Origin of the sequence: Comamonas sp. BIGb0124 (assembly GCF_003752175.1) — a bacterium.
GTDB lineage: Bacteria > Pseudomonadota > Gammaproteobacteria > Burkholderiales > Burkholderiaceae_C > Comamonas_F.
Window position 1 is genome coordinate 777,442 of record NZ_RJVF01000009.1, and the last position, 24,368, is coordinate 801,809.

Genomic DNA, 24,368 nt, shown 5'->3' on the forward strand with positions numbered 1-24,368 from the left:
GAGCGGCCTTCTGGAAATCAAGCTTGCAAGAGACTTTTCTGAAGCATGTAGACCGCGAGGAGGGCGAGCATCAGGGAAAAAATTCGCCGCAGCCGGGTGACGTCCAGACCGTGTGCGACCTTTGCACCCCAGGGCGCCGTGGTGATGCTGCCGGCCGCGATCAAGCCGATGGCCGGCAGGTAGAAGTAGCCCCAGCTGCCGGGCAGAGCCTGTGGCAGCGACCAGCCGCTGGCGATGTAGCCGGTCACGCTCGCGAGCGCAATGGGCAGGCCGAGTGCGGCACTGGTCGCAACGGCTGCGTGCAGAGGAACACCGCGGCGACTCATGTAGGGCACCGACAGGAAACCGCCGCCGGCCCCGACGAGCGCCGAGATGAATCCGATGGCGCCACCTGCCGCCGCAAGCTCGACGACCCCTTGCGGGACGGGCTGCGATGTGGAGGGGCGCTTGGCGCGGAACAGGCGATACGAGGAAAAACCGACAAAACCCGCAAAGACCAGGCCCAGCGTCTGGCCCTTCAGGATCGAGAAGGCGCCGGCGCCTGCGAGCATGCCGCCGGCGATGATGCCGGGTGCGATGCGGCGCACGAGATCCCAGCGAATCGCGCCCCGCCTATGGTGCGACCACACGCTCGACAACGAGGTGAGCACGATCGTCGCCATGGATGCGGCGACCGCCATCTTGATGGCCAGGTCGCCCGACACGCCTTGGTGCCCCAACACGAAGACCAGCGCGGGAACCAGCATCAGCCCTCCGCCGACACCGAGCAGCCCTGCAAGAAATCCGCTGACCAGCCCGAACCCCAGCAACAGGATCATCAGGAAAAAAGGAAGATCGCCCATACGTTTCGGTGGATCAGGCTTGGGCGCCGAGACGATTGGCCTCGGACTCGGCCATCGCATTGGGCATGACATGGCCGCAGGCCTTGCAAGTCCGGTGATCTTCGTTGTAGAAGAAATTGCGATAGGCCCGGCCCACCGGATCGACCGAGTAGTCGGACACATTGGCCTGTTCCTCGTGCAGGAAGGCCTTGCAGGAGGGGCAGTACCAGCGGAAGCGATCGATCTCGCCCTCGGTGCGGTGCCGCTCGATGATGAGCGCGAATGCATCCGGCGGAAAACGCGGCGAGTGCTCGGTGTTGGGAGGCATCCAGTTCGAGCTTCCCTGGGGAATCACCGCCACATGTTCCTCGCCGTCCTGCGTCCGGTAGTGCAGGTGCATGGTGCCCTTGATCATGTACGTGACTTCGTCGCTCGCATTGACATGGAATTCGCTGCGGTACTCACGCCCGCGCGCCACAAAGGCCAGCGAGCCCGGGTGCTGCCAGAGGACTTTCACGCGCCGACCGCTGTCGGCCAGCTCCTGGCAGACGGACTCCAGGTCGATGACCGGAAGATTCGGAATGAAGGCTTCGTTTGTTGCCATGATGTTTCTCGTCGAACGTAGGAGGCCGTTGCCGGTCGGCATCGAGTCAGTGATGGATGCGCCCGGCGAACGGAAGCCCCGTGTAGTTCTCGCAGAAGGTGGTCAGCGCGGCCCGGGAAGCCACGAGACCCTCGAGGCGTGCCCGCTGCAGCCGGGCATCGAATCGCTGTCCGGGCACGTAGTGCAGGAGTTCGGTCATCGAGCGGGAGAATTCCTGTGCCCGCCAGATGCGACGCAATGCCACCGTGGAATAGGCATCGAGAACCGATCGGTCGTTGTGCTTGAAGTACGTGATCAGGCCGTCGGACAACGCACTGACATCGGCGGCAGCCAGGTTCAACCCCTTTGCTGCCGTGGGCGGCACGATGTGCGCGGCGTCGCCGGCCAGGAAGAGGTTGCCGTATTGCAGGGGCTCGGCCACGAACGAGCGCATCGGGGTGATGCTCTTGTGGATGATGGGGCCTTCGTTGAGAGGCAGCGCACCATCGAGCGACAGTCGCGTCTGCAGCTCGGCCCAGATGGCTTCGTCGGTCCAGTTCTCGATCTGCTCGTCCGGTGCGACCTGAAGGTACAGGCGGCTGGTCCGTTCGTTGCGGAGGCTGTGCATGGCAAAGCCGTTCTCGTGGTGCGCGTAGATCAGTTCGCGTGTCACCGGCGGGGCGTCCGCCAGGATGCCGAACCACGCAAAGGGATACTCGCGGCTGTACGTCTTCAGCAGATCTTTCGGCATGGCCTGCCGGCTGACGCCGTGGAAACCGTCGCAGCCGGCAATGAACTGGGCATGCAGCTCGTGCGCTTCGCCGTCGGGTGTGCCGAAGCGCACCACCGGTCGCTCGTCGGCAGCCAGTTGTTCCAGACGAACATCGGACACGTCAAAGAAGATCGCGTCCCCGCTGGCATCGCGCGCGGCCAGCAAGTCCTTCACGACCTCGGCCTGCGGATACAGGATGGTCTTGCTGCCACCCGTCAGTTCGGCCATGTCGATGCGGAGGTTCTTTCCACCGAAGCGCAATTCGAAGCCCGCGTGAAACTGGCCTTCCCGGCGCAGGCGTGCATCGACTCCCGCCGCTGCGAGCAAGTCCACCGTGGGCTGTTCCAGCAGCCCTGCGCGCAGACGATTTTCGGCATAGGCACGGTCCTTGGCCTCGAGGATCACCGCCTCGATGCCCGAGAGGTGCAGGAGCCGCCCCAGCAGAAGCCCGGCCGGTCCGGCTCCGATGATGGCGACTTGCGTCGTGTACTTCATGCTCTTTCCCTTTTCGTGTGAGTTCGCGTCCGAGCCGTCAGCCCAGGTAGGCGACGCAGTCGATCTCGACACGCACGCCCTTGCGGTGCGGCGTGCCGCCGGTGCAGGTTCGAGTCGTCTTTTCGCCGTTCATGAATTCCTTGAACACCTCGTTGAATTCGGGAAAGTCGGCCACGTCGCGCAGACACACGCGCATGTTGACGATCTGGGCCGTCGACGCACCGCCGGCTTCCAGCACGGCCTTGAGGTTGTTCAAGGTGCGCAAGGTCTGTTCGCGGATGTCGTCGGACACGACTTCCTTGGTCTGCGGATCGAGCGGGCCCTGGCCAGAGACGAACAAGAGATCGCCTGCACGGATGGCTTGCGCCAGTGGCGATGGCACGCCCTGAGTGGTGAAACCGGTGACCGGGGCTTGGCTGCTCTGAACAAGAACCTTGGGCATGAATACCTTTCAACAATGGACACGGAACATGAGTAGCCCACGCAAGGTCCGCGCCATCTTCTGCCCCCTTTTTGTGAGGAGTCTTCAAGCGTGGTGTGAGGGGCGTCGACTTTTCCCCCAGCAGTCGGCAATCGGAAAAGTCTAAATCGATGTTCTATGTAAAATCGATTTTTTTAGTTTACGAAGTGATAAAATCGTTGTCAACATAAAAATCGATTTTCTGGAGACTCTATGGATGTACCCACGATCAAGCCCGAATCGGCCGGTCAGACGCTGGCCAGCAGCCTGGCCAACAGGCTCAAGCAACAGATCACGAGCGGCAGCATTGCGCCCGGTGAAAAGCTGAGGCTCGACGACCTGCGCGCGTCGTTCGGTGTGAGCTTGAGTCCTTTGCGAGAGGCACTTTCACGTCTCAGCGTGGAAGGATTCGTGGTCATGGAGGACCAGCGCGGCTACCGTGTCGCACCGGTGTCGCGAACCAATCTGCTTGAGGTCACGCGCCTGCGTCTCGAGCTCGAATGTTTTGCTCTGCGCGAATCCATCGGCAACGGCAACGATCAGTGGGAGAGCGAAGTCGTGGCTGCGCACTATCGCCTGATGAAGTTGCACAAAGGCGAACCCACGCCGGCCCGTCTGCAGGAGTGGGAGGCGGCACATCGCGAGCTGCACCAGAAGCTGATCTCTGCCTGCAAGATGCCGTTGCTGCTTCAGTTCTGCTCCACGTTGCACGACCTGAACGATCGTTATCGTCGATTGTTCCTGGAGGGCAATCCGCTCGATCGGGCTGTTGCCGACGAGCACGCGAGGATCGTCGAAGCGTCTCTGGACCACGATGCAGAACTCGCATGCAGCCTGATGCGCACCCACATCGAACGGACGGGCCACAATGTCCTGGCGGCTCTGACGGGACAGTGAGCGGGCGCTGCCGGGGTGTGCCGTGGCCCGGCCGGGTTGCAACAGCATGACGAAACACGATGTGCACGAAAGGCACCCGGCGTGCTACGGCAATTGCGCCGACGGTTGAGGACGTACCGGGGCCTGCGCCGGCCCCGTCGTCTGGATTTCCGCGATGGTATCCATCAGCAGTTGCGCTGCGACCGTGGGCTTGTTTCCCTCTCGCTGCACAATGCCGATGGCGCGGAGCTGGGACGGCAGGCTCGGATTCAGGACAATCAACTCGCCCATTTCGATCTCATGCTGGAAAAGGTGAGGGGAGGCCGCCGTGATCATGTCGCTGCTCAACAGCAGCCCCTTGGTAATGGTGATATCCGCCGTCTCCACGACCACGCCGGGTGCCGGCAGTTGCTTGGCGGCAAAGCTCGCTTCCAGAGACGAGCGTGTCCATGTGCCGCGCTGCGGCAGGATCCAGGACGCCTGTGACAGCAGGTCCCAGCCTTCGCCGTGTCCGAGATGGCTGTAGGGATGACCGGTCCGTGCGATCAGAGAGATGTGCGACGACGTGACTGCCTGCGCAGTCAGGCCGGCCATGTGCTCGGGTGGACGCAGGCCTCCGAGCATGAAGTCGATCTCAGAGGCTCGCAGCAGCAAGGCCAGGTGTTCGAAACTGCCCTCTATGGTCGACACCGTGATCTTGGGATGGGCTTGAGTGATGTGGATGATGGCCTGAGGCAGGAGCCTGATGCGGCCCAGCGACAGCGTGCCCACGGCCACATGCCCGGTGATGCCCTGTTGCAACGAAACGATCTCTTCCTCGGCCTTCGACATTTCTGCAAGCGCGCGCCTCAGATGGGTTGCCAGCAGGTTGCCGCTGTCGTTGGGCAGAATGCCCGATGGCGTGCGGGCGACCAGGCGAATGCCGATGCTTTGCTCCACCTCGCGCAGCGCCTGGCTGACTGCCGGCTGCGAGATGCCGAAGATGTCCGCGACCGCGCCCATATGGCATTGCTTCATGAGCTCGACGAAAACCAGCAGTCGCTGACGACCGATGCCCAGTGAAAAAATGGGCGCGTTCGTGTTGAGGCGCAAGGGTCCGCAAGTCGTCTCGAGTCCAGCCCGGGCCGTATCCATCTCTGCGAAGATGTTTTCGGCACGCAAGAGCAGGACCTTGCCGGACTCCGTGAGCAGCATGCCGTACGGCCGCCGTTCGAATAGCTGAACGCCGAGTTCCCCTTCGAGCTCCTTGATCGACCGGGTGATGGCCGATTGCACGCGATGGATGGCCGTGGCCGACCGCACGACGCTCCCCGTGCGGGCGACCATGACGAAGGCACGCAGGTTCCTTGGGTTGATCATGCCGGGGAAATATACATCCCCCACAGCAGCGCCTGCCGATCGTGCTGGCACCTGTCAGTCCGCGACGTCGGACAGGTTCACATATTGCTCGGCAATCATGCGCTGCGCCGATTCGGAGCTGGCGATGTGCTCGAGCTCGGCCAGTTGGGTGCCTCGCTCGAAAGGCGTGTGCTCGTTGAAGCGGTGCAGCAGTCCGGTCAGGTGAACGGAAAAACGAATGGTTTTCCAGATACGCTGTTCGCACTCCGCGCTGTAGCGGTCGAGCCCGGCCCGCGAGCCCGTCGAGAAGAACGCCGCCATCGACCGGCACAGAACCCGTACATCAGCCACGGCCATGTTCAGCCCCTTGGCGCCGGCAGGCGGGACGATATGCACCGCGTCGCCCGCCAGGAACAGGTTGCCGTACTGCATGGGCTGGGCAATGTACGAGCGCAGCCGTGCGATGTCGCGCTGAAAAATCTTCCCTTCCTGGATTTCCTGCCCGTTGCCGTCGAACATGCGTGTATGGAGCTCGTCCCAGAATCTGGAATCCGACCAGTCCTCCTGCGTGTCGGAGAGGGGAACCTGCAGATAAAGCCTCGAGATGCTCATGGAGCGGCGGCTGCACAGCGCAAAACCCCGGTCGTGGTTGGTGTAGGTCATATCGGCCATGGGGGCCGCATGAGCCAGGACGCCGAGCCAGGCGAAATCGTATTCGCGCGTGTAGGTCTGGATCAGGCCCTCGGGAACCGCTGCCCTGGCGATGCCGTGGAAACCGTCGCAACCGGCGACGAACAGGCAGTCCAGTGTTTTTTCGATACCTTCATGGCGGTAGTGAATGCGGGGTGCGTCGCTGTCGAGGCCTTCGAGGCGAATGACTTCGGCATCGAAAATCAAAGGGTCGCCGCTTTCCAGGCGTGCTGCGATGAGGTCCTTGACCACTTCCTGCTGTCCGTAGATCTTCACCGAGCGGCCCGTCAGGCCCGGCAGGTCGAGATGGATGGTGCGGCCGCGAAAACGCATGTCCAGACCGTTGTCCACCAATCCTTCGCGGTTCATCCGATCGCCCAGACCCAGGTTGTTGAGAGTGTTGATGGTGCCGGCTTCCAGCACGCCTGCGCGCACCCGGCCTTCGGCGTAGGCGCGGCTGCGTGCCTCCAGGATGACGGACTCGATGCCGTGCTGATTGAGCAGATGCGAGAGGAACAGTCCGGCAGGACCGGCGCCGATGATGCCTACTTGTGTTTTCATGGGGTACTCCTTGTTGACTATGCGTCTTGCACACGTCTTGCAATGACCTGGCAGATGGATTCGGCTTCTCTGAGGATCCAGGCTCGGCCGTGCTCGGCAGTCGCTGCAGCCGGGTCGCCGAAATACCCGAGCGGTGTCACCCGCCGGGCATCGTCGTGGCCTTTGCGCCATTCTTGGAGGTCGGCGATAACGAGGTTGGTTGGCGCCAGGTCATGCAGCGCCTCGTGCCGGACGACCTCGGGGTTGAATGCCAGCATGACCGAGGTTTCCCAGTCACCGGCATGGATGTCCAGAAAGGGCGAGGGCACTGCGTTGCTTGGCACGCTGAAGGCGAGGGCATGGGGGTGGCCGGGCTCCACACCCAGGCGACCGATCATGACGTCTTCTGCGACGAACGCTGCCTGCAGGCTGCTCTCGGCAGAGCCTCGGCAGACCGCCTGAAAGATCGTTTCGTTGTGGGCCCGGTCGTTGTGGCCCGATAGACAAAAGAGATGCCGCAATCCGTCGTCGGCCAAGCTCTTGATCACGTCCGTCATCAGATCGACCATGACCCGGGGTCGGACCTTGATCGTGGCGGGAAAACTCGACGAGACGTGGTTCACGCCCCAATAGAAGGGGGGAATGATCAAGGCCTCGATACCCTGCTGCGCCAGCAGTCGTTTCACCTCGCGCAAGCGAACGCTGGGAATGTAGACATCGGTGGCCGTCGGCAGATGGGGGCCGTGCTGCTCGATGACACCGAGCCCCCACAGGCCGATGGCCCCTCTGGAAATCGCGGCCTCGACTTCGAGATAGGTCATTTCTGCCAGGGTGTCTTTCAGGACGCAGTCACCGGGGCTGGATGCAGTCGCAATGTTCATGATGGAATCGAATGAATGTGATGGGGAACAAGGGGCCGGCAGAAGCTTCGGCCGGCATCGCGGTCAGACGGCTATCCATTTCTTGACCCTGTCGAAATCCTGAAGCAGATGCCCCGCCGGTCCCTGTTCGACGATCCTGCCGCGATCGAGCACCGCGGCCTCGTCGCTCAGGCGCAAGGCATCCTCTGCACGCTGTTCCACGATGATGGTGGCGAAGCCTTCGTGGCGCCGAAGATGGTCTAGGGTGGCCTCGAGCTCTTGCACGATCACCGGCGCCAGTCCTTCGAACGGCTCGTCGAGCAGCAGCAGCCGGGGATTCGTCATCAGGGCTCGGCCGATGGCAAGCATCTGCTGCTCGCCCCCCGAGAGCTTGTCGCCCATGTTGCGCCGCCGCTCCTGGAGGCGCGGGAAGACGCGATACACCTTGTCCAGCCCATAAGGACCCGGTCTAGCCGCGACGCGGAGGTTTTCCTCGACCGTCAGCGATGGAAAGATGTCTCGTTCCTGAGGGACCCACCCGAGCCCCAACTGGGAACGCAGGTAGGCGGGCGTGGCCGAGATATCCTGGCCGTTCCAGAAAATCGCCCCCGCCATGTGCTTCGCGTGGCCCATGATGCTGAGCATCAGCGTGGTCTTGCCCACACCGTTGCGCCCCAGTACTGCCAGCCCCTGGTTCTCGTCCAGGGCGAGCGACAGGTCTTCGATGACCACGGCATCGCCGTAGCCTGTGGTGAGGTTCCTGATTTCAAGCAGCGGCATGGTGCCCCCTGTGTCCCAGATAGACTTCGCGCACCCGTTCGTCGGCGCTGATCTGGGCCGGACTTCCTTGCGTAAGCAAGCGGCCGGCGACCAGGACCGAGATCTGGTCGGCGAAACGGAAGACCAGATTCATGTCGTGTTCGATGAACAGCAGAGTCATGTTCTGCGGCAATGCGTGGATGCGCTCGAAGATCAATTCGCTTTGCGTGCTGGGCACGCCGGCTGCGGGCTCGTCGAGTATCAGCACGCTCGGACGGGTGGCCAGTGCAATGGCGATCTCGACCAGGCGCCGCAGGCCGTACGGCAGAGAAGACACCCGGTCGCGGGCATGCTTGCCGAGCTGCACGAGCGCGAGCAGCTCATGCGCCTCGTCGATTGCCCGGGTCTGGGAAGCGACCGAGCGCCAGAAGACTGCCGATGTACCGTCGCGCTCCTGCAGGGCCATCAGCAGATTCTCAAGAACCGTCAGTCCCGAAAAAAGCTGGTTGATCTGAAAGGTCCGAGCCAATCCATGGCGCACGCGCCGAGCCTGCGAAAGGGGCGTGACGTCCTTGCCGTTGACTGCAACCGAGCCGCTGGTCGCCGCAAGGGTGCCTGTCAGTGCGTGCACGAACGAGGTCTTGCCCGCCCCGTTGGGGCCGATGATCGCGTGCCGCGCCCCGACGGGCAGGGTCAGCGAGACGTTGTCGACCGCCACGAAATTGCCGAATTTCAATGTCAGGCCCGAGGTCTTGATGGCGGGGTTCATGCGCGCCTCCGAAACAGTTTCTTGATCGCGGCGGGAACACCTGCTAGGCCTTGGGGCAGCACGAAGACCGACACCATCAACACCAGCCCTACGCCGAGTTGCCAGTACTTCGGGCTCAGCGACGAGAGTGCATCCTTCATCCACGCAAAGAGCGCGCTGCCGAAGATGACGCCGGGAATGCTGCCGGTTCCGCCGATGGCCGTCATCATCATGACTTCGGCGGAGCGCTCGAAGCCCAGCATGTCGAGCGATGCAAAGTTGTTGGTCTGGGCCAGCATCGCGCCGGACATGCCTGCAATGCCGCCCGACAGCACATAGGCCATGGCCCGATGGCGGGTGACCGCCGCGCCGATCGCATGCATGCGAGAGGTGTTTTCGCGCAGCCCTCGCAGTGCCAGTCCGAAGGGCGAGGTGGTCACCCGCCATACGAACAGATACGCAGCCACCAAGCCTGTCAATGTATAGAAGAATGCCGTGTGCCCCGAGAAATCGAAGGGGAAGACGCCGGCAACGGGGGCGACCTCGAAAGAGGACAGCCCGTCCGCTCCCCCTGTCAGTCCGCGCAATTGGTTGGCGGCCTCGTGGAACAGAAAACCGATGCCCAGCGTCACGAGCAGGCGGGTCAGGTCGTTGCCGATGACGACGATCGGGGCCAGGATGCCGGCGGCCAGGCCACCGACGGCCATTGCCGCCAGCAGCGTGAGCAGCGGTTGCGATACGCCATGGCTGCCCAGAATGGCAACCGTGTAGGCACCCAGTCCAAAAAACACGGCATGGCCCAGCGAGACGATGCCCGCATAGCCTTGCAGCAAATCGTAGGACAGTGCAAAGATCGCAACGATCAGGATCGAACTGAACAAGCCCAGATAGTCGGGAAACAGCAGATAGCAGGCCATGGCCAGCGCGATGATCGCCGGCAACGCGATACGGATATCCACGGTTTGGCTCATGACTTTCTCCCCATAAAGCCTTTCGGCACGAATACCATGGTCAGCACCAGCAGGGCGTAGATGACGAAGCTGCCCGCGACCGGCAGGTAGTACTTGAAGACGGCGTCCACCACACCCAGGAAAAGGGCGGCCAGGAACGACCCCAGGATGGAGCCGGGTCCGCCGATCGCCACGATCATGAGGACGATCACCAAGTACTTCAGCGGGAAGCTCGGATCCAGCCCCAGCAGGCCAACTGCCAGCCCACCGCCGAGTCCGGCACAGGCCGCACCCAGACCGAACGTCAGCGCGAACAGACGACCGACGTTGATGCCGATACCTTCCGCCGTTCTGCGGCGATCCACTGCTGCACGTACCCGTGCACCGAACAGCGAGCGTTGGAACAGTGCCATCAGCAGCGCCAGGGCCGCGGCGCCCGCGGCGAGGATGAACATGCGGTAGCCTGTGGTGGTCGCCCCCAGCAGGACGACCTTGGCCTCGGCCCAGTCCGGCAGGGGGATCGGTTGCTGTTGCGGGCCGAACAGGATGTTGGCGATGGCCCCGGCGGCGAAGGCGAGGCCGATCGAGAACAGCACATGCTGGAGTTCCGATTTGGCGTAGACATGCTGGATGAGCAAGCGTTCAAGCACCGCCCCGAAAACCCCCGTGAGTGCAAAGCACAAGGGCAATGCCAGCAGGAAAGGCATGCCCAGGCTGCCCACCAGCAGCACCACGAGATAGCCGCCCATCATCGCAAAGGCGCCGTGTGCGAGATTGATGAATCGCATCAAGCCAAGCGTGATGGACAAGCCGATCGAAAAGAGAAAAAACAGCATGCCGTAGGTGACGCCATCGATCAGCACGGTCAGCAGACCCGTCCAGTTCATTTCGAAGGATCCTTGACGGCCTGGATGGTCGCAATGCGTTTGTTCATCGCGGCGCCAGCGGCCAGTACACCGCGGCGGATGTAGATGTTCTCGATGATGTCACGGGTCTGCGGATCGATGCTGAAGGTGCCCCGCGGACTGGAGAACTCGCTGCCCTTGACCGCTTCCATGAAGGCGTCCCCGGTTTTCCCCTTCGTCTTCTCCAGAGTGCGGTAGATCATCTCCATGGCGTCGTAGCCCTGGACCACGCGGTAGCTGGGGACAGCCTTTGCGCCGTATTTGGCCTTGAAAGCCTGGATGAAGGCCTGGTTGGCTGCGTTGTCGAGGTCGGCCTGGTAATGCCATGCGGAGATGACGTCCTTGACCGCCGTGCCCATCGCACCGAGCAGGTTGTCGTCGACCACATCTCCCGTAACCATCAGCTTGATGCCCGTGCCGTCGAGACGCACGCCGGCCTGCTTCATGAAGGCAATGGAGACGTCGCCACCTGGGTTGAACGCAAAGACGGCGTCGGGCTTGGCCTCGATCGCGCGCTGCAGGTAGGGGCCGTATTCCATGGCAGTCAGGGGCGTTCGATCCTTGCCCAGGATCTTGCCTCCGCCTGCTTCGAAGCCATTGATGAACCATGTCTCGGCATCGATGCCGGGTGCGTAGTCGGAAACGATCAGGTAGGCCGACTTGATGCCGTTTTCAGTGGCCCACTTGCCCAGCGTGTAGGTGACCATGGGCATGGTGGCCGACACCCGGGTGAAGTAGGGCGATTTTTCGGTGATGACCGAAGTCATCGCATTGATGACGATGCCTGGTGTCTTGGCCTGACTCAGCACGTTGGCCGCGACCATGGCGTTGGGTGTGAAGCTGTAGCCCGCAATGATCTCTGCCTTGTCGCGCGCAATCAGCTCCTGGGTCAGGCGACGTGCCAGGTCGCCGGAGCCGGGGCCCTGGTCGTCGCGCGTGACGATCTGTATGTCGCGACCGGCGACTTGCGAGCCATGAACCTGTTGATAGAGCCGCATGCCGGTTTCATAGTGACTGCCCTGATCCGCGAAAGCGCCTGACAGAGGCAGGATGGTGCCGACGACAAGCTTGTCGGCCGCATGGGCCGGGATGGTGGCGGAAACCCAAGCCGCCAGGGCGATTACCGACGAGGCCAGAAGGGCTCGCCGATGCAGGGCAAGTTTGCCGGTTCGCTGAGTGTTCATGATCTTTCCTCAAGGTCGAAAGTGCGCTGCGGCACAACCGCGAGCAGGGTGAAATGACAAAAGGCAGAAAACGCGAGAAAGAGAAGGCTGAAAAAAAGGGGGACGTGATATCCAGTCTCGAACGTCACGTTGCGTCCGGCACGCGACGTGTGGCCATGAACGTCTCATAGCTCTCGCCGCGCATGCTGGCGTAGACCTCCAGATTGGTTTCCTTGACCAGTCGCGCATACTTCTCGAGTACAAAGAAGTTGGCTCCGGCGCGTACCAGCCCCAGCCAGTCACGCCCGAGGACCAGGGCAGTTTCTTCGGCCGACAGACCTGCCGCCGTGCACGCCGCCTGGCCATCTTCCAGAAAAGCCGTGCGCGCTTCGGCCAGCCGCAATTGCCAGAAGAACCGGTTGAGCCGGGTCTGACGAACGCCCGTGCGCAGATCGAAGGGATAGGTTCCCGGAATTTCCTCCATGCCTTCCGTCTGGGGATTGCCGGCGCGTATCTCGTCGCTCTGCGGGGCATGGACAACGTTCTCCTCCAGCACCAGCGTCGTCATGGCGGTCGTGGTCGCGAGGTAGTAGTTGCGATGGCGCTGCGTGATGTCGTCGCTCAGGGCCCCGCGCATGGCCAGCCACATGATCACTTCCGCACCTTCCGCTCCACCCAGGCGTACATAGTCCACATGCCGCATGCGGGCCAGCTCCAGCGGGTCATGCTGCAGCAGATCCAGGAAACGCATGTCCCACTCGGTGTCGTTGTGGCCGGTGCGTTCGCCGTGGATCTGATGGGACAGTCCACCGGTACCGACGATCGCCACGCTGATGTCTTCGGGATAGGCGTGGATGGCTTGCCGCAGTGCCTGTCCGAGCTTGAAGCAGCGCATGGGCGTCGGCAGGGGGTATTGGACGACATTGACCATGATGGGGACCACCCGGCCCGGCCAGCCCGGCCGATGCGGCCACAGCAACGGCAGGGGGGAGAACACGCCATGGTCGAGCGGACGGTCGTGGAACACGGCCATGTCGAACTCCTGGTCGACCAACTGCTCGGCCAGATGCGATGCGAATGCCGTGTCGCCGGGCAGCATGGGCAGCGGGCGGCGGCCTGCGCCTTCATCGGCGACGTCGTACTCGGGCGCGATACCGATGGAGAACGTCGGATACAGGTCGTAGAAAAACGCGTTGAGATGGTCGTTGTAAAGAACGATCAGGACATCGGGCTTCTTTTCTGCCAGCCAGTCGTAAGCAGGACGTGCGCCCTCGAAAAGCGGTGCCCAGGCGGGCTGGTTCCACTTCTCCCGGTCGTATGCCACCCCGATGGTCGGTACGTGCGACATCCCGATGCCGCCGAGTATCTTGGCCATTTGAACTCCTTGCTCACACTGTTGATGGGTCTCGAGACGCGCCTGGGGATAAGGCCGGGTCGTTGTGCCTCTCGGGACGGCAGAGGGCCGTCGTCACCGTGCCGCGGCGGCAGACCCTGCAGGGCCGGGCGGCGTGTCTGCAGCGGTGTAGGACAGCGGGCCGATGGTCGTGAACCCCCGGCGCGTCGCGAATCGCCATGTCCCATTCACTTGGACGAGAACATCGCTGTAGCCTCCGATCGACACCGATCCGGCGCCATGGGCGTCCATCGTGATCAGGATCGAGGCGCTGGACACACGGGCTACACCGTCGTCGCACGTTTCCACCACCAGATCTGCGACCATGTGGTGCCGGCTGGTGCCAGGTGCCTGCTGGCGGGCCAGCAGGGATTCCAGAATGGCCACTCTTCCGCGCAAGGGGCGGTCGGGATCCGATGGCCTGCAAAACGTCGCCTCGTCGATGAAAAGGCCTGCCAGCTCTTCGTAACGGCCAGCATCGTTCAACGCCGCGAATTCGCGCAGCAGGGATTCGATGCAATGAATCTCGGGATTCATCGCAGTGGGCTTTCTCCGTCGCCGGAAGGGGGTTTCAGTATCTCGTCGAGCATCTCGTCGACCGTCACGACATCACCGAAGCTTTGGAATACCGTGGTAAACCCGATATTGTGGTCTTCGTCGTACCGGGCCGCATTGGCGTCTGAAATCATCGCCACGTGATAATCCAGCATCATGGCATCGCGGGCAGAGGTTTCACAGCAGAAATTCGTCAACATGCCCGTGATGGCGACATTCCGTATTCCCTGGTCCTGGAGTCTTTCGTGTAAATCAGAATGTTGGGGGATAAATGCACTGAAGCGGCGTTTGTCGGCGAATACATCTTCGGGACGGGTTTCCAGCTCGCCATGCACGGCCTGTCCGGGGTGACCCTTGGTCAGGTTGTCGCGGTGGCGTCGGCCGTTCTCGGGCGAAAAGAAGAAGTCGTGATACAGAGGCCACAGGCTGCGGCCACCTTCACCGGCCACCATGTTCACCCAAGCCACCTTGGCGCCCCGACTTCTGAATTCCCGCGCAAGACGATTGATGTTGGGAATAATGGCCAGTGCGTTCGGAACGTCCCGGACATAGAAATCCTGCATGTCCACCACCACCAAGGCGGTTTCTCGCGGATCGAAGTTTTCGAAAACTCGAAGTCGACCCCTTTTCTTCATGACCCGCTCCATCACATACTGCGGCATCTTGAAAGGGGCCGGGTTTTTGACTTCCTGCTGCTGGCCGTCCATTTGGCATCCTCATGCGTTTGACAATTTGATGTCATTCTTGCACCGGACCCCTCATAAGCACAGTTGAAAATTATCAAAAACCGTTCTATAAAACTTATGGGGTTAGTTTTGGGCGCAGCGGGCACCGCCTGTGTGCGGAGCCCAGCCTGTATGTTCTACAACGGTGCATGTAAAGCTCGGTTTACCACCATCGACAATCGCGCAGGCTCGTTTTTTTTCAAGGGGGCGTCGTCGCACAACGACACCGCTTCTTTCGTCGCCGGGCGGCTAGACGAAATTGAAACGCCTGCATGCGAGCATGCCTCGTTGACATTTGTCGACCTTCCTGACTTCCGCCTCCACCCCTTCACGCTCATGGGTTGAGCTAGACTGGTCTCATCTCGAAAGAGGTCGAGGGACAAGCGGCCGGGGAAGCAGACGTGGCCCAAGAGGTCCGAGTTCCAACTGGGCACTTCGGTGCATCGAAGGGGAGGGAGGCGGATCATGCAACGACAACACAGTGTTCAGGCGACTGCGGTCACCAGCCCCATCGTGCTCGATGGCTTTGCCGGTGAACGAGAAAAACAGTTGGATCTTCTGCGCACCACCGTTCTGGCTTTCAGGCGAGCCAGAAATGCCGGTCTGGCACTCGATCCCGGAGCGCTGCTGCAGGTGATGGAAGTCCTGCTCCCCCGGCCCATGGACGTCGGCAACGCCCAGCACGCCTGCTCCGAAACCATCGCCGATCGCCTCCATCAACACGGTTCACCCACGCCCCCTGGCGGGGCGCCCGCCATGATGGGCCTGCCCATGATCATGAGCCTCATGTACGCCATGGGCGGGCCTGCAGGCAAGGATCAGTTGGTGGCGACGCTGAACAAGCTGCACGCCTGTGCGGGCGAGGGGTCTGCGTGCCACCCGGTGCTGGTCGCGTATCTCGAGTTTCTGCGCCTGCAGGGATGGGAGGTGAAGACCCGGAAAACGGCCGGAGGCGATGGGGTTCTCCGTTCCTTGGTTCGCATCCACAGCGCCGATAAAAAGCCGGCCGGGCACCACCGCGTGAGATCGGCCCGGCGCACGCAGCCGATCGCCGCCGTCACGGCCTGAAGCGCATCGCTGCCCGGACTGCCGATCCGGCCCGACTCTAGCGGTGCCCATCGGGGCATTTTTTTGTCTTGCAGTCGTCCGAAAAAAAGAAACCGCCCGGGGTGGGCGGTTTCCTGGCGGCGCCGGATCGTTCGACGGGGGATCAGTTCTGCGTCAGCGGATGCAGGACGGTGCAGAGATAACCGCTGCAGTTTTCAGGGCGCACGAAGATTTCGCCTTGTACCAGGGTGGTCAGGAAACCGAAGCCCGATCCGCCCAGCTCGTTGGCGTGGTTCACGAAGTCGCCCGCGCTGGTCTTCGGGTCTTCGATCTGGTAGGTGAAGGTCGCGTTTTGTGTGGTGTCGCGCACGTAGAGGTTGCCGGCCTGGAAGTCCGGGCCCTTGAACCGGTAGCCCTGGCCGCCTTGTTCGTTGAGTTGCGTGCTCAGGTCATTGCGGCTGCTCACCGCATCGACGGCACGGTATTCGTAACGGGCGTCCGCATGGGTCTTGTCCGTCATGTACAGCTGCTTGATCGATGCGCCGCCACCCAGCGCGACGCCCGAGATGTACCAGTAGCCCTGGCCACCCTGGCCGTTGGCCTGGGCAAGGAAGGAACTGCGATCGTTCGTCGCATCGAGCAGGCGGTATTCGAAGTTGCCGGGGTTGGTCTGGTCGCGAACATACACGGATCGCTGAGCCCCGATCGAGCCGATCGGGCCGATGGCGAGGTCTCCGTAGTACTTGTAGCCTTCGGCGCCTTGGGCATTGAGCTGCGCGAGTGCGTCGGTCTCGCCGGCCTGCACATCCAGCAGGCGGTAGGCATAGGTCGCCGCCACATCCTTGGCGTAGAGGTTGGCGAATTCGAAGCTGGGCACGCTGCCGAACGAGGCCGGGCCGACATACCGGTAGCCTTCGGCGCCTTGGGCTGCCAGGTTGCTGGCCAGGGTGTCGACATCGGTCGCCATGGGCGTGCTTCGGTAGAAGTAGGTGAGCGTGGTCGAACCGGGCGGATTGGTGCCGCCACCGCCGCCATCACCGCCGCCTCCTCCTCCACCATTGCCGCCACCGGCCGAGTCATCGCCTCCGCCACCACCGCCGCCGCCACAGGCGGCCAACAAACTGAGGGTCAAGGCCGCGATCACGGTGGAAGCCCACCTCTTGGTTGAGGACATCTTCACGTCTCCTGCGTTTACAAAAATGAGACGTGGAGTGTTGACTGTGAATTCAAGTATCCGTGTGAGTCAGGGCCAGCAATATGAATAGGCCTTGTCCTACGCCCCTGTGCGCCATCTCGTGATACCCCCTCTCGAGAGGGGGTGTGACGGGGTGGAATCGGACGGAGAGGGTTCAGCCCCGCTCCGCTTGTCTGGCCTACATCTCTTGGCGCAGCGCTCCTATCTCTTCACTGCTTGCGCCCCAGAAGCGATCCGCGTGCTTGACCGACAGGGTCGCTCGAGTGGGGTGCATACAGTTCATGCACAAACCCAAAGATTCCGGCCATTTTCACTCGGCCGTAATGCGGGCCATTCATGGCGCGTCGACGAGCAAACAGGCAGTCCATGGTGTCCGCACTCGCTCTCATCCAGGCGAGTTCAGAGTGTCGTCAACATCCAAGAGGCATTACATGTCTGTAACAAATAGCTATATCACAGAGCAGTCATACCGATTTGCCAAGGTTTCGTGGGGCGCGATTTTTGCCGGTCTGGTGATCGGCTTGATCGTTTATCTGGTGCTGTCCGTTCTGGGGACGGCCATCGGCGCGTCGGCGATCGATCCACTGGCCAGTGGTAACCCTTTCGATGGGTTTGGCGCCGGGGCAAGCATCTGGGCAGGGGTGACGACCTTGATTTCGATTGCTTTGGGCGGCTTTGTCGCGGGCTATCTGGCGCGGCGCTCCGGCGCGCTGCATGGCTTGCTGTCGTGGGCCGTCACAACCTTGTTTGCGGGCTACCTGCTGCTCAGTGCCACGGGTACGGCGCTGAACATGGCCGGCAGTGCCGCCAAGGCCGGGCTGTCGGCGGCGGGCACCGTGGTCACTGCCGGCGCGGCAGCCGCCGGGCCAGCGTTGCAGCAAGGGATCCAGAACGCAGGGGTGTCGTTCGACACACGGGGCCTGCAGGACGAACTGGAAACGCTGCTGCGGCAGACCGGCAAGCCCGAGTTGCAGCCCGAGCAGCTCAAGTCCGAGGCTTCCGGTACAGCCGCCGAAGGCCAGGCGCGCGTCGAGCAGTCGGCCCAGACCCCCCAAGCTGCCGGTGCGGATGGCAAGGCCTGGTTCGAGGGCGTGATGGCCCGTGCCGACCGGGTGCTCAACGCCGCGGACAAGGACGCGCTGATCAACATCATCGTGGCCCGTACAGGCAAGTCACGGGCCGAAGCCCAGCAGATCGCCGACAACTACGAACGCGCCTACAACGAGGCTCGCGCCAAGTTCGAGCAGGCCAAGCAGGACGCCGAGCAAAAGGCGCGTGAAGCCGGTGCCAAGGCCGCTGCCGCGATCGCCAAGGGCTCGTGGGCCACGCTGGCGGTGCTGATCCTCGGTGCGCTGATTTCTGCGGGTGCAGGTGCTGCGGGCTACCGCCGCCAACCGCGTGAAGTTCGCGCCCCTATCGTGACGGAACGCCCCTGAACATCGGGGGTGCTGCCGGGAACAAGGCGCCGGATCGATCGAGTCGGGGTCGAACGGCTGGGGCGGTCACGCCGCCCCCACCCCCACCCCGTGATACCGCCGGTCGGCATAGACCAGCGAGCCGGCCGCCGGCGCACAGGCCTGCGGGGCCACCACGCGGCACAGCAGCACATCGTGGGTCGCCACCGAGACAACCTGCTCGATATGGCAGTCGAATCGGGCCCGCACGCCCGGCAGCAGCGGCGAGCCGCTGGCCCCGGCCTCGCAGGCGAGGCCGGCAAAGCGCTCGGCCATGGGGGTCTTGCCGCCAAACAGGCGCGACAGGTCCTCCTGATCGGCGCTCAACGTGTTGACGCACAGCACGCCATTGCCGCGCACGGCCGCGTAGGCCGACGAGTTCTTCTGCAGGCAGACCAGCAGCATGGGCGGTGCATCGCTCAGGCTGCTGACGGCGGATGCGGTAAAGCCTGCCCGTCCGCACGGGCCGTCGGTGGTCACCACATGCACGGCTGCGGCCACCTGCGCCATCGCCGCCCGAAAGGCCCGCGCGCGCTCGATGGGGTCCTCGGCCTGCCCGGTCGGCAGGGCTGCCGCGGGCACAGGGACGCTGGAGGGGAGGGGGCTGCTGATGAGGCTCATGACAAGACGGGAAGAGGAGGGGATGACCTTTGTTTATGCAGATGCATGCAATATGTATACCTGATCGTTTGCCGAGAACGAATCGATTCGTCGAGGATGCGTATCGGTTGTCGAATGTCCGCTTGTATCAACGGTCCGGCACGCAATTTGCGTCGTCATTCGATGCATACAAAACCAACCATCAGATGTACAAAGGATTGAAATGACGCAACGGCAGATGCATCTCGGACTCTTCCTTCTGGGCACCGGCAGCCACAGCGCAGGCTGGCGCCATCCGGGGGCGGTCGATACGTTCCAGGATTTTTCGGCCATCCAGCGCATCGGCGCCAGTGCCGAGCGCGGGCTGTTCGACCTGATCTTCATGGGCGACAACCTCAATGCCGATCCCCGAGCCCACCCTTCGTACACCCTGAGGCTGGAGCCGCTCACCCTGCTGTCGGCGCTGGCCACGGGCACCCATCGCATCGGCCTGGGGGCCACGGTCTCGACGACCTACAGCGATCCGTTCACGGTGGCGCGGGCCTTTGCATCGCTCGATCACATCAGTGGCGGCCGGGCGGCCTGGAACGCGGTGACCACGTCGAATGCGGCGGTCGGCGCCAACTTCGGCACCGTCCACCCCGATCACGCCCGGCGTTACGAGATGGCCGGCGAATTCGTCGACGTGGTCAAGGGCCTCTGGGACTGCTGGGACGACGATGCGGTGGTGGCGGACAAGGTCGGCGGCCTGTACATCGATCCCTCCAAGGTACACGCCTTGCGCCACGCGGGCGAGTTCTTCAAGGTCGAAGGGCCGCTCAATATCGGCCGCGCACCGCAGGGCAGGCCTGTGGTGCTGCAGGCCGGCGGCTCCAATGCGGGTCTGCAACTGGCAGCCCGCACGGCGGACGTGGTGTTCTCGGTGGTGCAGGACTACGACGAGGCGCGCGCCAGTTATGCCGATCTCAAGAGTCGCCTGCCGCAGTTCGGCCGCAGCGCGCGCGATGTGACGGTGTTGCCGGGGGTCATGCCGGTGGTCGGGCGCACCGATCGGGAAGCCCGCGAAAAGCTCAATCAGTTGCAGGCGTACATCGGCACCGAGACCGCGATGGCGGTGCTGTCCGAACGTTTCGGGCACGATTTCTCGGGCTACGCGCTCGATGCACCGGTGCCCGAGCTGGCCCTGCCCGATACCTACCATGCCTTCACGCGCGTGCTGCTGGCCAAGGCGCGCCGTGAACAGATGACGCTGCGCGATCTCTACAGCCTGACCGCTGCGGCGCGCGGCCATTGGGTGCTCTGCGGCAGTCCCGAAACCATCGCCGACACGCTGCAGACCTGGTTCGAAGGCCATGCCGCCGACGGCTTCAACATCATGCCGCCCTACTTCCACGAAGGCTTCGACGACTTCATCGATGGCGTGGTGCCGATCCTGCAGGAGCGCGGGCTGTTCCGCACACGTTACGAGGGCAGCACGCTGCGCGATCACCTGGGGCTGTCGCGCCCGGCGCCCGTGCGCTGAAAAAGCCTGGCCCGCCGCGCCGACATCCGGCCGTTGCGGGCGGCTCGAGGCACCCTGGGGGCGGGTGCCGGTTCACGGCTTCATTTGGGGAACAGCGCGATGAAGTCGAGCAGCTTTTCTCCCAGCAGGTTGACGTGGGCCTGCATCGCCTTGTCGGCACCTTCCTCGTCGCCCCGGGCGATGCAGCGCAGCACCGCATCGTGCTCGGGAATGGTGTCGATGCGCCGGCTCGCACGCTGCGTCACCATGCGCCGGTAAGAGCCGACGCGGTTGCGCAGTGCCCGTGTCTGCTCGGCCAGGAACTTGTTCTGCGAGGCTTCGTAGATCAGCTCGTGGAAGCGCCGATTGACCTCGTAGAACTCGTCCGCATCGTCGGAGTCGACCAGGGTCACCAGCGTGGCCTGCAGTTCGTTGAGTGCGGCCAGGTGTTCGGTCGAAATGCGCCGGGCAGCGAGCTTGGCGCACAGGCCCTCGAGTTGCGCCATCACCTGGAACATCTCGATCAGCTTATGCGCCGACAGCCGGGCCACCTGTGCGGGCTGGCGATTGCGGATCTCGATCAGCCCGGCTGAGGCCAGATGCCGGAGGGCCTCTCTCACGGGAGTGCGGGAAACGTCGAGGCGCGCGGCCAGCTCCATTTCATCGAGCCGGGCGCCCGGCTGCAGGACGCCCGAAAAGATTTCCTGCTCGAGGATTTGCTGCACGTGTTCGGAGCGCGTAAGCGTTGTTGTCATTGAAATCAGTGTGTGGCGATCAGGAAGATCCTATGCACAAGCATAGCTGGAATCATGCCAGCCACGGCGCTGGAAAACATCGTCGACCGACTTCTTGCATACATTGAATTAATCTGTGTATGCATCAATACGATGCAGGCATGCACCAATGCGTATCCTCGTCTCCGCATATGGTGCATGGAGACGGCTTATCCGACCTTGGACAGGGGCTGAAACAAGGGATTCCATCTGGCACGCCCCTTGCTGAACAGAGCGCATCCGCCTCATGCATGCAAGACGGCAGCACGAGGGCGACATGCACAACACTCTGTATACATAGAAAGGTCATCGCATCATGGATCTCGGTCTGAAAGGCAAAACCGCACTGATCACCGGCGCCTCCAAGGGCATCGGACTGGCTACCGCATTCAGCTTTGCCCAAGAGGGCATCGGCAAGCTCCATCTGGCTGCCCGTTCCGAAGACAAGCTGGCCGAAGCCCGCGATGAGCTCGTCCGCCGGTTCGGCGTGACGGTCGAGATCCACGCCACCGATCTCTCCAAGACCGAGAACGTGATCGCCCTGGCCGCGCGCTGCGCCGATGCAGACATCCTGGTGAACAACGCCGCCGACTCCACCCCCGGCCCGCTCGACAAGCTCAGCGATGCCCAGTGGCGCGAAAGCCTGGACATGAAGATCTTTTCGTACGCCACGCTGACGCGCGAGATCTATGCGCACATGAAGCAGCGCGGCCATGGCGTGATCGTCAACGACATCGGCAACTCGGGCGAGAACTGGGATGCCAACTACATCGTCGGCACCACCGGCAATGCCGCAATGATGGCCTTCACGCGCGGCGTGGGCGGTCGCAGCCTGGACGACGGCATCCGCGTGGTGGGCGTCAATCCCGGACCGGTGGCGACCGACCGCATGGTCAAGCTCATGAAGCGCCGTGCGCTCGACTGGTACGGCGACGAAGGCCGCTGGGAAGAGCTGTTCGACAAGTACCCGGCCAAGCGTCCCGCACAACCCGAGGAAGTGGGCGACCTGATCGTCTGGCTGGCCTCGGACCGCGCGCAGTACATCACCGGCACCATCGTCACCATCGACGGCGGCATCGCGTCGCGCCGCTCCATCATCTGAGCGCAGCAAAGGCAGATCCACCATGCGACTCTTCGAAGCACGCAACGCCTATTTCGATCGGCTGTGCAACACCCCCGGGCTGATGTGGCTCGGCCAGAACACCAACCACTTCGAGCCCCACCCGACGGTGATCCAGGCCGTGATCGACGCGTTGCAGGACGGCAGTTACCACGCCTACGCCCCGCCCGCCGGCTTCGAGGAACTGCGCAGCCTGATCGTCGAGGACTTCGGACTGGCCCATACGGATGCCTGCGCCTTCGTGACCGACGGCGCGGTCGAGGCGCTCTACAACATCTGCCGCCGCATCTGCCAGCCGGGCACCGATTTCGTCACCACCGATCCGAGCTGGGCCTGGCCCATGCAGTTTGCCCGGGAGGCCGGCGCACGGGTCGTCGAACTGCCGATCTACGACGCGGCCCAGAACTACAAGCTGACCCCGGCGCAACTGCAGGCCGCCGTCACGCCGCAGACCCGGGTGATCTACCTGGTCGATCCGAACAACCCGCTGGGCACCTGCCACACCGCCGAAGAGATCGAGGCCTTCGCCGCCATCGCCCGTTCGGTGGGGGCTTATCTGATCCACGACGCCACCTACGCGCAGTTCGCAGACGGCTTCACCCCGGCCTATCCGTTCTACCCGGAAAAGACGCTGGTGACCTACAGCTTTTCCAAGTGGCTGGGCCTGGCGGGCATGCGCCTCGGAGCGGTGATCTCCAATCCGGACATCATCGAGATGGTCGCTGCCGCACCGCCCAACAACCTGGGCAGCAACGTGCTGTCGCAGCGCGCGGCGATTGCCGGACTCAAGACCAAGGCCGAATGGTTTCCGACGGTCAAGGCACGGCTGCGGCGCAACCAGGCGGCTGTGGCCGAGGCCGTGGCCCGCGTGCCCGGCCTGTCGATTCCGGTCTATCCCTCGCAGGCCAATCTGCTGGTCATCGAAACCGTCGCTGCCGGCATCCGTCCGGAAGCGCTGGTTGCCGCCTATCAGGCCGAGGGCATCATGATTCGCCAGGGCACGTACCACACCAAGACGTTCGGCGATCGTTTCGTCAAGGTCAGCCTCACCGTGCCCGAGGCCTGGGCCGATGCATTCTGCGAGAAGCTGCCGGCCATGGTCGAACGCGCCCGCACCATCGAATTGCCCCAAGGGCTGTTTTGAGAACGGGAGCCGCCACCATGCCCCACATCACCGCACGCGACGGAACCCGTCTCTACTACGAGGAAACGGGCAGCGGAACGCCGATCCTGTTCGTCCATGAATTCGGTGGCGACTGGCGCAGCTGGGAGCCCCAGATGCGCTATTTCGCGCGCCGCTACCGCTGCATCACCTTCAGCGCCCGAGGCTATGCGCCGTCGGACATCCCCGAAGATGTCGAGCGTTATTCTCAAGCCATCGCCGTCGACGACATGGCAGACATCCTGCAGTCGCTGGAGATCGAAAAGGCCCACGTGGTGGGCCTGTCGATGGGCGGGTTTGCGACCCTGCATTTCGGCCTGCGTTATCCGCAGATGGCCTTGTCGCTGGTTGTCGCCGGAGCCGGCTACGGTGCCGAAAAGCAGTACGAGGATTACTTCCGCGGCGTGTCGCTCGAGGTGGCCCGGCAGTTCGAGACCCGGGGGGCGCCCGAGTTCTCCAAGACCTATTCCACGGCCGCTTCGCGCATCATCTTTCAGTGCAAGGACCCGCGGGGCTGGCTCGAGTTCGCGACCCAGCTCGGCGAACATTCGTCGCTGGGCTCGGCCCGCACCATGCAGGGCGTTCAGGCACGCCGTCCGTCGATCTACGACCTGGAGCCCGAGCTCAAGGCGATGGCCGTGCCCACGCTGGTCATGGTCGGCGACGAGGACGATCACTGCCTGCAACCCGGCATCTTCCTCAAGCGCGTGATTCCCGCATGCGGACTGGCCGTGCTGCCCAAGGCCGGCCACACGCTCAACATCGAGGAACCGGCCCTGTTCAACCAACTGGTGTCGGATTTCCTGGCCACGGTCGAGCAAGGCCGGTGGCTGGCGCGCGATCCGCGCTCCACGCCTGCCGAAATCATGAAGACGTCCTGAGG

The 24,368-nt window shown here is 63.1% G+C and carries 26 protein-coding genes; 8 read left to right on the plus strand and 18 right to left on the minus strand.

The annotated features are described in order from the left end of the window. Positions 1-17: 17 nt before the first annotated feature. From EC845_RS09695 to EC845_RS09710, 4 genes are read right to left on the minus strand one after another with little or no spacing between them, the layout of a single operon-like run. The gene (locus EC845_RS09695) at positions 18-842 is read right to left on the minus strand and encodes a sulfite exporter TauE/SafE family protein (RefSeq protein ID WP_123297607.1); all 825 of its coding nucleotides are present in this window, start codon (positions 840-842) and stop codon (positions 18-20) included. Between the two features lie 13 nt (positions 843-855). After that, positions 856-1,425 carry a 3-hydroxybutyryl-CoA dehydratase gene (locus EC845_RS09700; RefSeq protein ID WP_123297608.1) on the minus strand — a complete coding sequence of 190 codons (570 nt, stop codon included), beginning with the start codon at positions 1,423-1,425 and terminating at the stop codon, positions 856-858. Positions 1,426-1,471: 46 nt separating this feature from the next. Next, positions 1,472-2,671, minus strand: a complete 1,200-nt coding sequence (locus EC845_RS09705) for a 4-hydroxybenzoate 3-monooxygenase (RefSeq protein WP_123297610.1) — start codon at positions 2,669-2,671, stop codon at positions 1,472-1,474. A 37-nt stretch (positions 2,672-2,708) separates the two neighbouring features. Further along, positions 2,709-3,113 carry a RidA family protein gene (locus EC845_RS09710; protein ID WP_123297612.1) on the minus strand — a complete coding sequence of 135 codons (405 nt, stop codon included), beginning with the start codon at positions 3,111-3,113 and terminating at the stop codon, positions 2,709-2,711. Between the two features lie 231 nt (positions 3,114-3,344). Here EC845_RS09710 and EC845_RS09715 point away from each other — a divergent pair, with 231 nt between their 5' ends. After that, entirely contained in the window at positions 3,345-4,028 is a 684-nt protein-coding gene (locus EC845_RS09715) for a GntR family transcriptional regulator (protein ID WP_123297614.1), read from the plus strand. An 84-nt stretch (positions 4,029-4,112) separates the two neighbouring features. On the opposite strand, the gene EC845_RS09720 is transcribed toward EC845_RS09715, so the two are convergent. The 11 genes from EC845_RS09720 to EC845_RS09770 all read right to left on the minus strand — a co-directional run bounded on the left by EC845_RS09720 (position 4,113) and on the right by EC845_RS09770 (position 14,615). Next, on the minus strand, positions 4,113-5,366 hold the full coding sequence (locus EC845_RS09720) for a LysR family transcriptional regulator (RefSeq protein ID WP_123297616.1): 1,254 nt from the start codon (positions 5,364-5,366) through the stop codon (positions 4,113-4,115). Between the two features lie 54 nt (positions 5,367-5,420). Next, positions 5,421-6,596, minus strand: coding sequence for a 4-hydroxybenzoate 3-monooxygenase (locus EC845_RS09725; RefSeq protein ID WP_123297618.1), 1,176 nt, complete (start codon positions 6,594-6,596; stop codon positions 5,421-5,423). A 17-nt stretch (positions 6,597-6,613) separates the two neighbouring features. After that, positions 6,614-7,456 carry a creatininase family protein gene (locus EC845_RS09730; RefSeq protein ID WP_123297620.1) on the minus strand — a complete coding sequence of 281 codons (843 nt, stop codon included), beginning with the start codon at positions 7,454-7,456 and terminating at the stop codon, positions 6,614-6,616. 63 nt (positions 7,457-7,519) lie between these two features. After that, positions 7,520-8,215 (minus strand): ABC transporter ATP-binding protein, encoded by a 696-nt coding sequence (locus EC845_RS09735; protein ID WP_123297622.1) that lies wholly within the window; start codon positions 8,213-8,215, stop codon positions 7,520-7,522. Further along, complete coding sequence (locus tag EC845_RS09740) at positions 8,202-8,963, minus strand: ABC transporter ATP-binding protein (protein WP_123297624.1); 762 nt, start codon at positions 8,961-8,963, stop codon at positions 8,202-8,204. Before EC845_RS09740 ends, EC845_RS09735 begins: the two co-directional genes overlap by 14 nt. Further along, complete coding sequence (locus EC845_RS09745; RefSeq protein WP_123297626.1) at positions 8,960-9,913, minus strand: branched-chain amino acid ABC transporter permease; 954 nt, start codon at positions 9,911-9,913, stop codon at positions 8,960-8,962. The genes EC845_RS09740 and EC845_RS09745 overlap by 4 nt, the downstream gene beginning before the upstream one ends. Continuing rightward, a complete protein-coding gene (locus EC845_RS09750) occupies positions 9,910-10,779 on the minus strand; it encodes a branched-chain amino acid ABC transporter permease (RefSeq protein WP_123297628.1) in 870 nt (289 codons plus the stop codon). The genes EC845_RS09745 and EC845_RS09750 overlap by 4 nt, the downstream gene beginning before the upstream one ends. Beyond that, complete coding sequence (locus EC845_RS09755) at positions 10,776-11,981, minus strand: ABC transporter substrate-binding protein (RefSeq protein WP_123297630.1); 1,206 nt, start codon at positions 11,979-11,981, stop codon at positions 10,776-10,778. Before EC845_RS09755 ends, EC845_RS09750 begins: the two co-directional genes overlap by 4 nt. Before the next feature lie 124 nt (positions 11,982-12,105). Then, on the minus strand, positions 12,106-13,335 hold the full coding sequence (locus EC845_RS09760; protein WP_123297632.1) for a gallate dioxygenase: 1,230 nt from the start codon (positions 13,333-13,335) through the stop codon (positions 12,106-12,108). Positions 13,336-13,428: 93 nt separating this feature from the next. Beyond that, positions 13,429-13,890 carry a nuclear transport factor 2 family protein gene (locus EC845_RS09765; protein WP_123297634.1) on the minus strand — a complete coding sequence of 154 codons (462 nt, stop codon included), beginning with the start codon at positions 13,888-13,890 and terminating at the stop codon, positions 13,429-13,431. Then, positions 13,887-14,615: a cysteine hydrolase gene (locus EC845_RS09770; RefSeq protein WP_123297636.1), complete on the minus strand. Its 729-nt coding sequence runs from the start codon at positions 14,613-14,615 to the stop codon at positions 13,887-13,889. Before EC845_RS09770 ends, EC845_RS09765 begins: the two co-directional genes overlap by 4 nt. Before the next feature lie 150 nt (positions 14,616-14,765). Between EC845_RS09770 and EC845_RS09775 the strand changes: the two genes are divergently transcribed. Continuing rightward, entirely contained in the window at positions 14,766-14,978 is a 213-nt protein-coding gene (locus EC845_RS09775) for a hypothetical protein (protein ID WP_148077278.1), read from the plus strand. Between the two features lie 120 nt (positions 14,979-15,098). Continuing rightward, positions 15,099-15,701 (plus strand): hypothetical protein, encoded by a 603-nt coding sequence (locus tag EC845_RS09780; protein ID WP_148077279.1) that lies wholly within the window; start codon positions 15,099-15,101, stop codon positions 15,699-15,701. 142 nt (positions 15,702-15,843) lie between these two features. On the opposite strand, the gene EC845_RS09785 is transcribed toward EC845_RS09780, so the two are convergent. Beyond that, entirely contained in the window at positions 15,844-16,854 is a 1,011-nt protein-coding gene (locus EC845_RS09785) for a hypothetical protein (RefSeq protein WP_199739762.1), read from the minus strand. A 302-nt stretch (positions 16,855-17,156) separates the two neighbouring features. Here EC845_RS09785 and EC845_RS09795 point away from each other — a divergent pair, with 302 nt between their 5' ends. Continuing rightward, entirely contained in the window at positions 17,157-18,311 is a 1,155-nt protein-coding gene (locus EC845_RS09795; RefSeq protein WP_233597999.1) for a TIGR04086 family membrane protein, read from the plus strand. Positions 18,312-18,377: 66 nt separating this feature from the next. On the opposite strand, the gene EC845_RS09800 is transcribed toward EC845_RS09795, so the two are convergent. Beyond that, complete coding sequence (locus EC845_RS09800) at positions 18,378-18,950, minus strand: flavin reductase (protein WP_123297645.1); 573 nt, start codon at positions 18,948-18,950, stop codon at positions 18,378-18,380. Positions 18,951-19,167: 217 nt separating this feature from the next. On the opposite strand from EC845_RS09800, the gene EC845_RS09805 reads away from it, so the two are divergent. After that, the gene (locus EC845_RS09805) at positions 19,168-20,451 is read left to right on the plus strand and encodes an LLM class flavin-dependent oxidoreductase (RefSeq protein ID WP_233598000.1); all 1,284 of its coding nucleotides are present in this window, start codon (positions 19,168-19,170) and stop codon (positions 20,449-20,451) included. An 80-nt stretch (positions 20,452-20,531) separates the two neighbouring features. Here EC845_RS09805 and EC845_RS09810 read toward each other — a convergent pair whose 3' ends face one another. After that, complete coding sequence (locus EC845_RS09810; protein ID WP_123297649.1) at positions 20,532-21,185, minus strand: GntR family transcriptional regulator; 654 nt, start codon at positions 21,183-21,185, stop codon at positions 20,532-20,534. Between the two features lie 334 nt (positions 21,186-21,519). On the opposite strand from EC845_RS09810, the gene EC845_RS09815 reads away from it, so the two are divergent. Genes EC845_RS09815 through EC845_RS09825 form a run of 3 tightly spaced genes read left to right on the plus strand, consistent with a single transcriptional unit; the run spans position 21,520 to position 24,366 of the window. Further along, positions 21,520-22,305 (plus strand): SDR family oxidoreductase, encoded by a 786-nt coding sequence (locus EC845_RS09815; protein WP_123297651.1) that lies wholly within the window; start codon positions 21,520-21,522, stop codon positions 22,303-22,305. Positions 22,306-22,327: 22 nt separating this feature from the next. Then, entirely contained in the window at positions 22,328-23,467 is a 1,140-nt protein-coding gene (locus EC845_RS09820; protein WP_123297653.1) for a pyridoxal phosphate-dependent aminotransferase, read from the plus strand. A gap of 17 nt (positions 23,468-23,484) precedes the next feature. Next, positions 23,485-24,366 carry an alpha/beta fold hydrolase gene (locus EC845_RS09825; RefSeq protein WP_123297655.1) on the plus strand — a complete coding sequence of 294 codons (882 nt, stop codon included), beginning with the start codon at positions 23,485-23,487 and terminating at the stop codon, positions 24,364-24,366. Positions 24,367-24,368: the final 2 nt, after the last annotated feature.

Excerpts from the sequence above, each read along its gene's own strand:
- EC845_RS09695 (WP_123297607.1), bottom strand. The coding sequence starts at position 842 with ATGGGCGATCTTCCTTTTTTCCTGATGATCCTGTTGCTGGGGTTCGGG.
- EC845_RS09700 (WP_123297608.1), bottom strand. The coding sequence starts at position 1,425 with ATGGCAACAAACGAAGCCTTCATTCCGAATCTTCCGGTCATCGACCTG.
- EC845_RS09705 (WP_123297610.1), bottom strand. The coding sequence starts at position 2,671 with ATGAAGTACACGACGCAAGTCGCCATCATCGGAGCCGGACCGGCCGGG.
- EC845_RS09710 (WP_123297612.1), bottom strand. The coding sequence starts at position 3,113 with ATGCCCAAGGTTCTTGTTCAGAGCAGCCAAGCCCCGGTCACCGGTTTC.
- EC845_RS09715 (WP_123297614.1), top strand. The coding sequence starts at position 3,345 with ATGGATGTACCCACGATCAAGCCCGAATCGGCCGGTCAGACGCTGGCC.
- EC845_RS09720 (WP_123297616.1), bottom strand. The coding sequence starts at position 5,366 with ATGATCAACCCAAGGAACCTGCGTGCCTTCGTCATGGTCGCCCGCACG.
- EC845_RS09725 (WP_123297618.1), bottom strand. The coding sequence starts at position 6,596 with ATGAAAACACAAGTAGGCATCATCGGCGCCGGTCCTGCCGGACTGTTC.
- EC845_RS09730 (WP_123297620.1), bottom strand. The coding sequence starts at position 7,456 with ATGAACATTGCGACTGCATCCAGCCCCGGTGACTGCGTCCTGAAAGAC.
- EC845_RS09735 (WP_123297622.1), bottom strand. The coding sequence starts at position 8,215 with ATGCCGCTGCTTGAAATCAGGAACCTCACCACAGGCTACGGCGATGCC.
- EC845_RS09740 (WP_123297624.1), bottom strand. The coding sequence starts at position 8,963 with ATGAACCCCGCCATCAAGACCTCGGGCCTGACATTGAAATTCGGCAAT.
- EC845_RS09745 (WP_123297626.1), bottom strand. The coding sequence starts at position 9,913 with ATGAGCCAAACCGTGGATATCCGTATCGCGTTGCCGGCGATCATCGCG.
- EC845_RS09750 (WP_123297628.1), bottom strand. The coding sequence starts at position 10,779 with ATGAACTGGACGGGTCTGCTGACCGTGCTGATCGATGGCGTCACCTAC.
- EC845_RS09755 (WP_123297630.1), bottom strand. The coding sequence starts at position 11,981 with ATGAACACTCAGCGAACCGGCAAACTTGCCCTGCATCGGCGAGCCCTT.
- EC845_RS09760 (WP_123297632.1), bottom strand. The coding sequence starts at position 13,335 with ATGGCCAAGATACTCGGCGGCATCGGGATGTCGCACGTACCGACCATC.
- EC845_RS09765 (WP_123297634.1), bottom strand. The coding sequence starts at position 13,890 with ATGAATCCCGAGATTCATTGCATCGAATCCCTGCTGCGCGAATTCGCG.
- EC845_RS09770 (WP_123297636.1), bottom strand. The coding sequence starts at position 14,615 with ATGGACGGCCAGCAGCAGGAAGTCAAAAACCCGGCCCCTTTCAAGATG.
- EC845_RS09775 (WP_148077278.1), top strand. The coding sequence starts at position 14,766 with ATGTTCTACAACGGTGCATGTAAAGCTCGGTTTACCACCATCGACAAT.
- EC845_RS09780 (WP_148077279.1), top strand. The coding sequence starts at position 15,099 with ATGCAACGACAACACAGTGTTCAGGCGACTGCGGTCACCAGCCCCATC.
- EC845_RS09785 (WP_199739762.1), bottom strand. The coding sequence starts at position 16,854 with ATGTCCTCAACCAAGAGGTGGGCTTCCACCGTGATCGCGGCCTTGACC.
- EC845_RS09795 (WP_233597999.1), top strand. The coding sequence starts at position 17,157 with ATGCACAAACCCAAAGATTCCGGCCATTTTCACTCGGCCGTAATGCGG.
- EC845_RS09800 (WP_123297645.1), bottom strand. The coding sequence starts at position 18,950 with ATGAGCCTCATCAGCAGCCCCCTCCCCTCCAGCGTCCCTGTGCCCGCG.
- EC845_RS09805 (WP_233598000.1), top strand. The coding sequence starts at position 19,168 with ATGCATCTCGGACTCTTCCTTCTGGGCACCGGCAGCCACAGCGCAGGC.
- EC845_RS09810 (WP_123297649.1), bottom strand. The coding sequence starts at position 21,185 with ATGACAACAACGCTTACGCGCTCCGAACACGTGCAGCAAATCCTCGAG.
- EC845_RS09815 (WP_123297651.1), top strand. The coding sequence starts at position 21,520 with ATGGATCTCGGTCTGAAAGGCAAAACCGCACTGATCACCGGCGCCTCC.
- EC845_RS09820 (WP_123297653.1), top strand. The coding sequence starts at position 22,328 with ATGCGACTCTTCGAAGCACGCAACGCCTATTTCGATCGGCTGTGCAAC.
- EC845_RS09825 (WP_123297655.1), top strand. The coding sequence starts at position 23,485 with ATGCCCCACATCACCGCACGCGACGGAACCCGTCTCTACTACGAGGAA.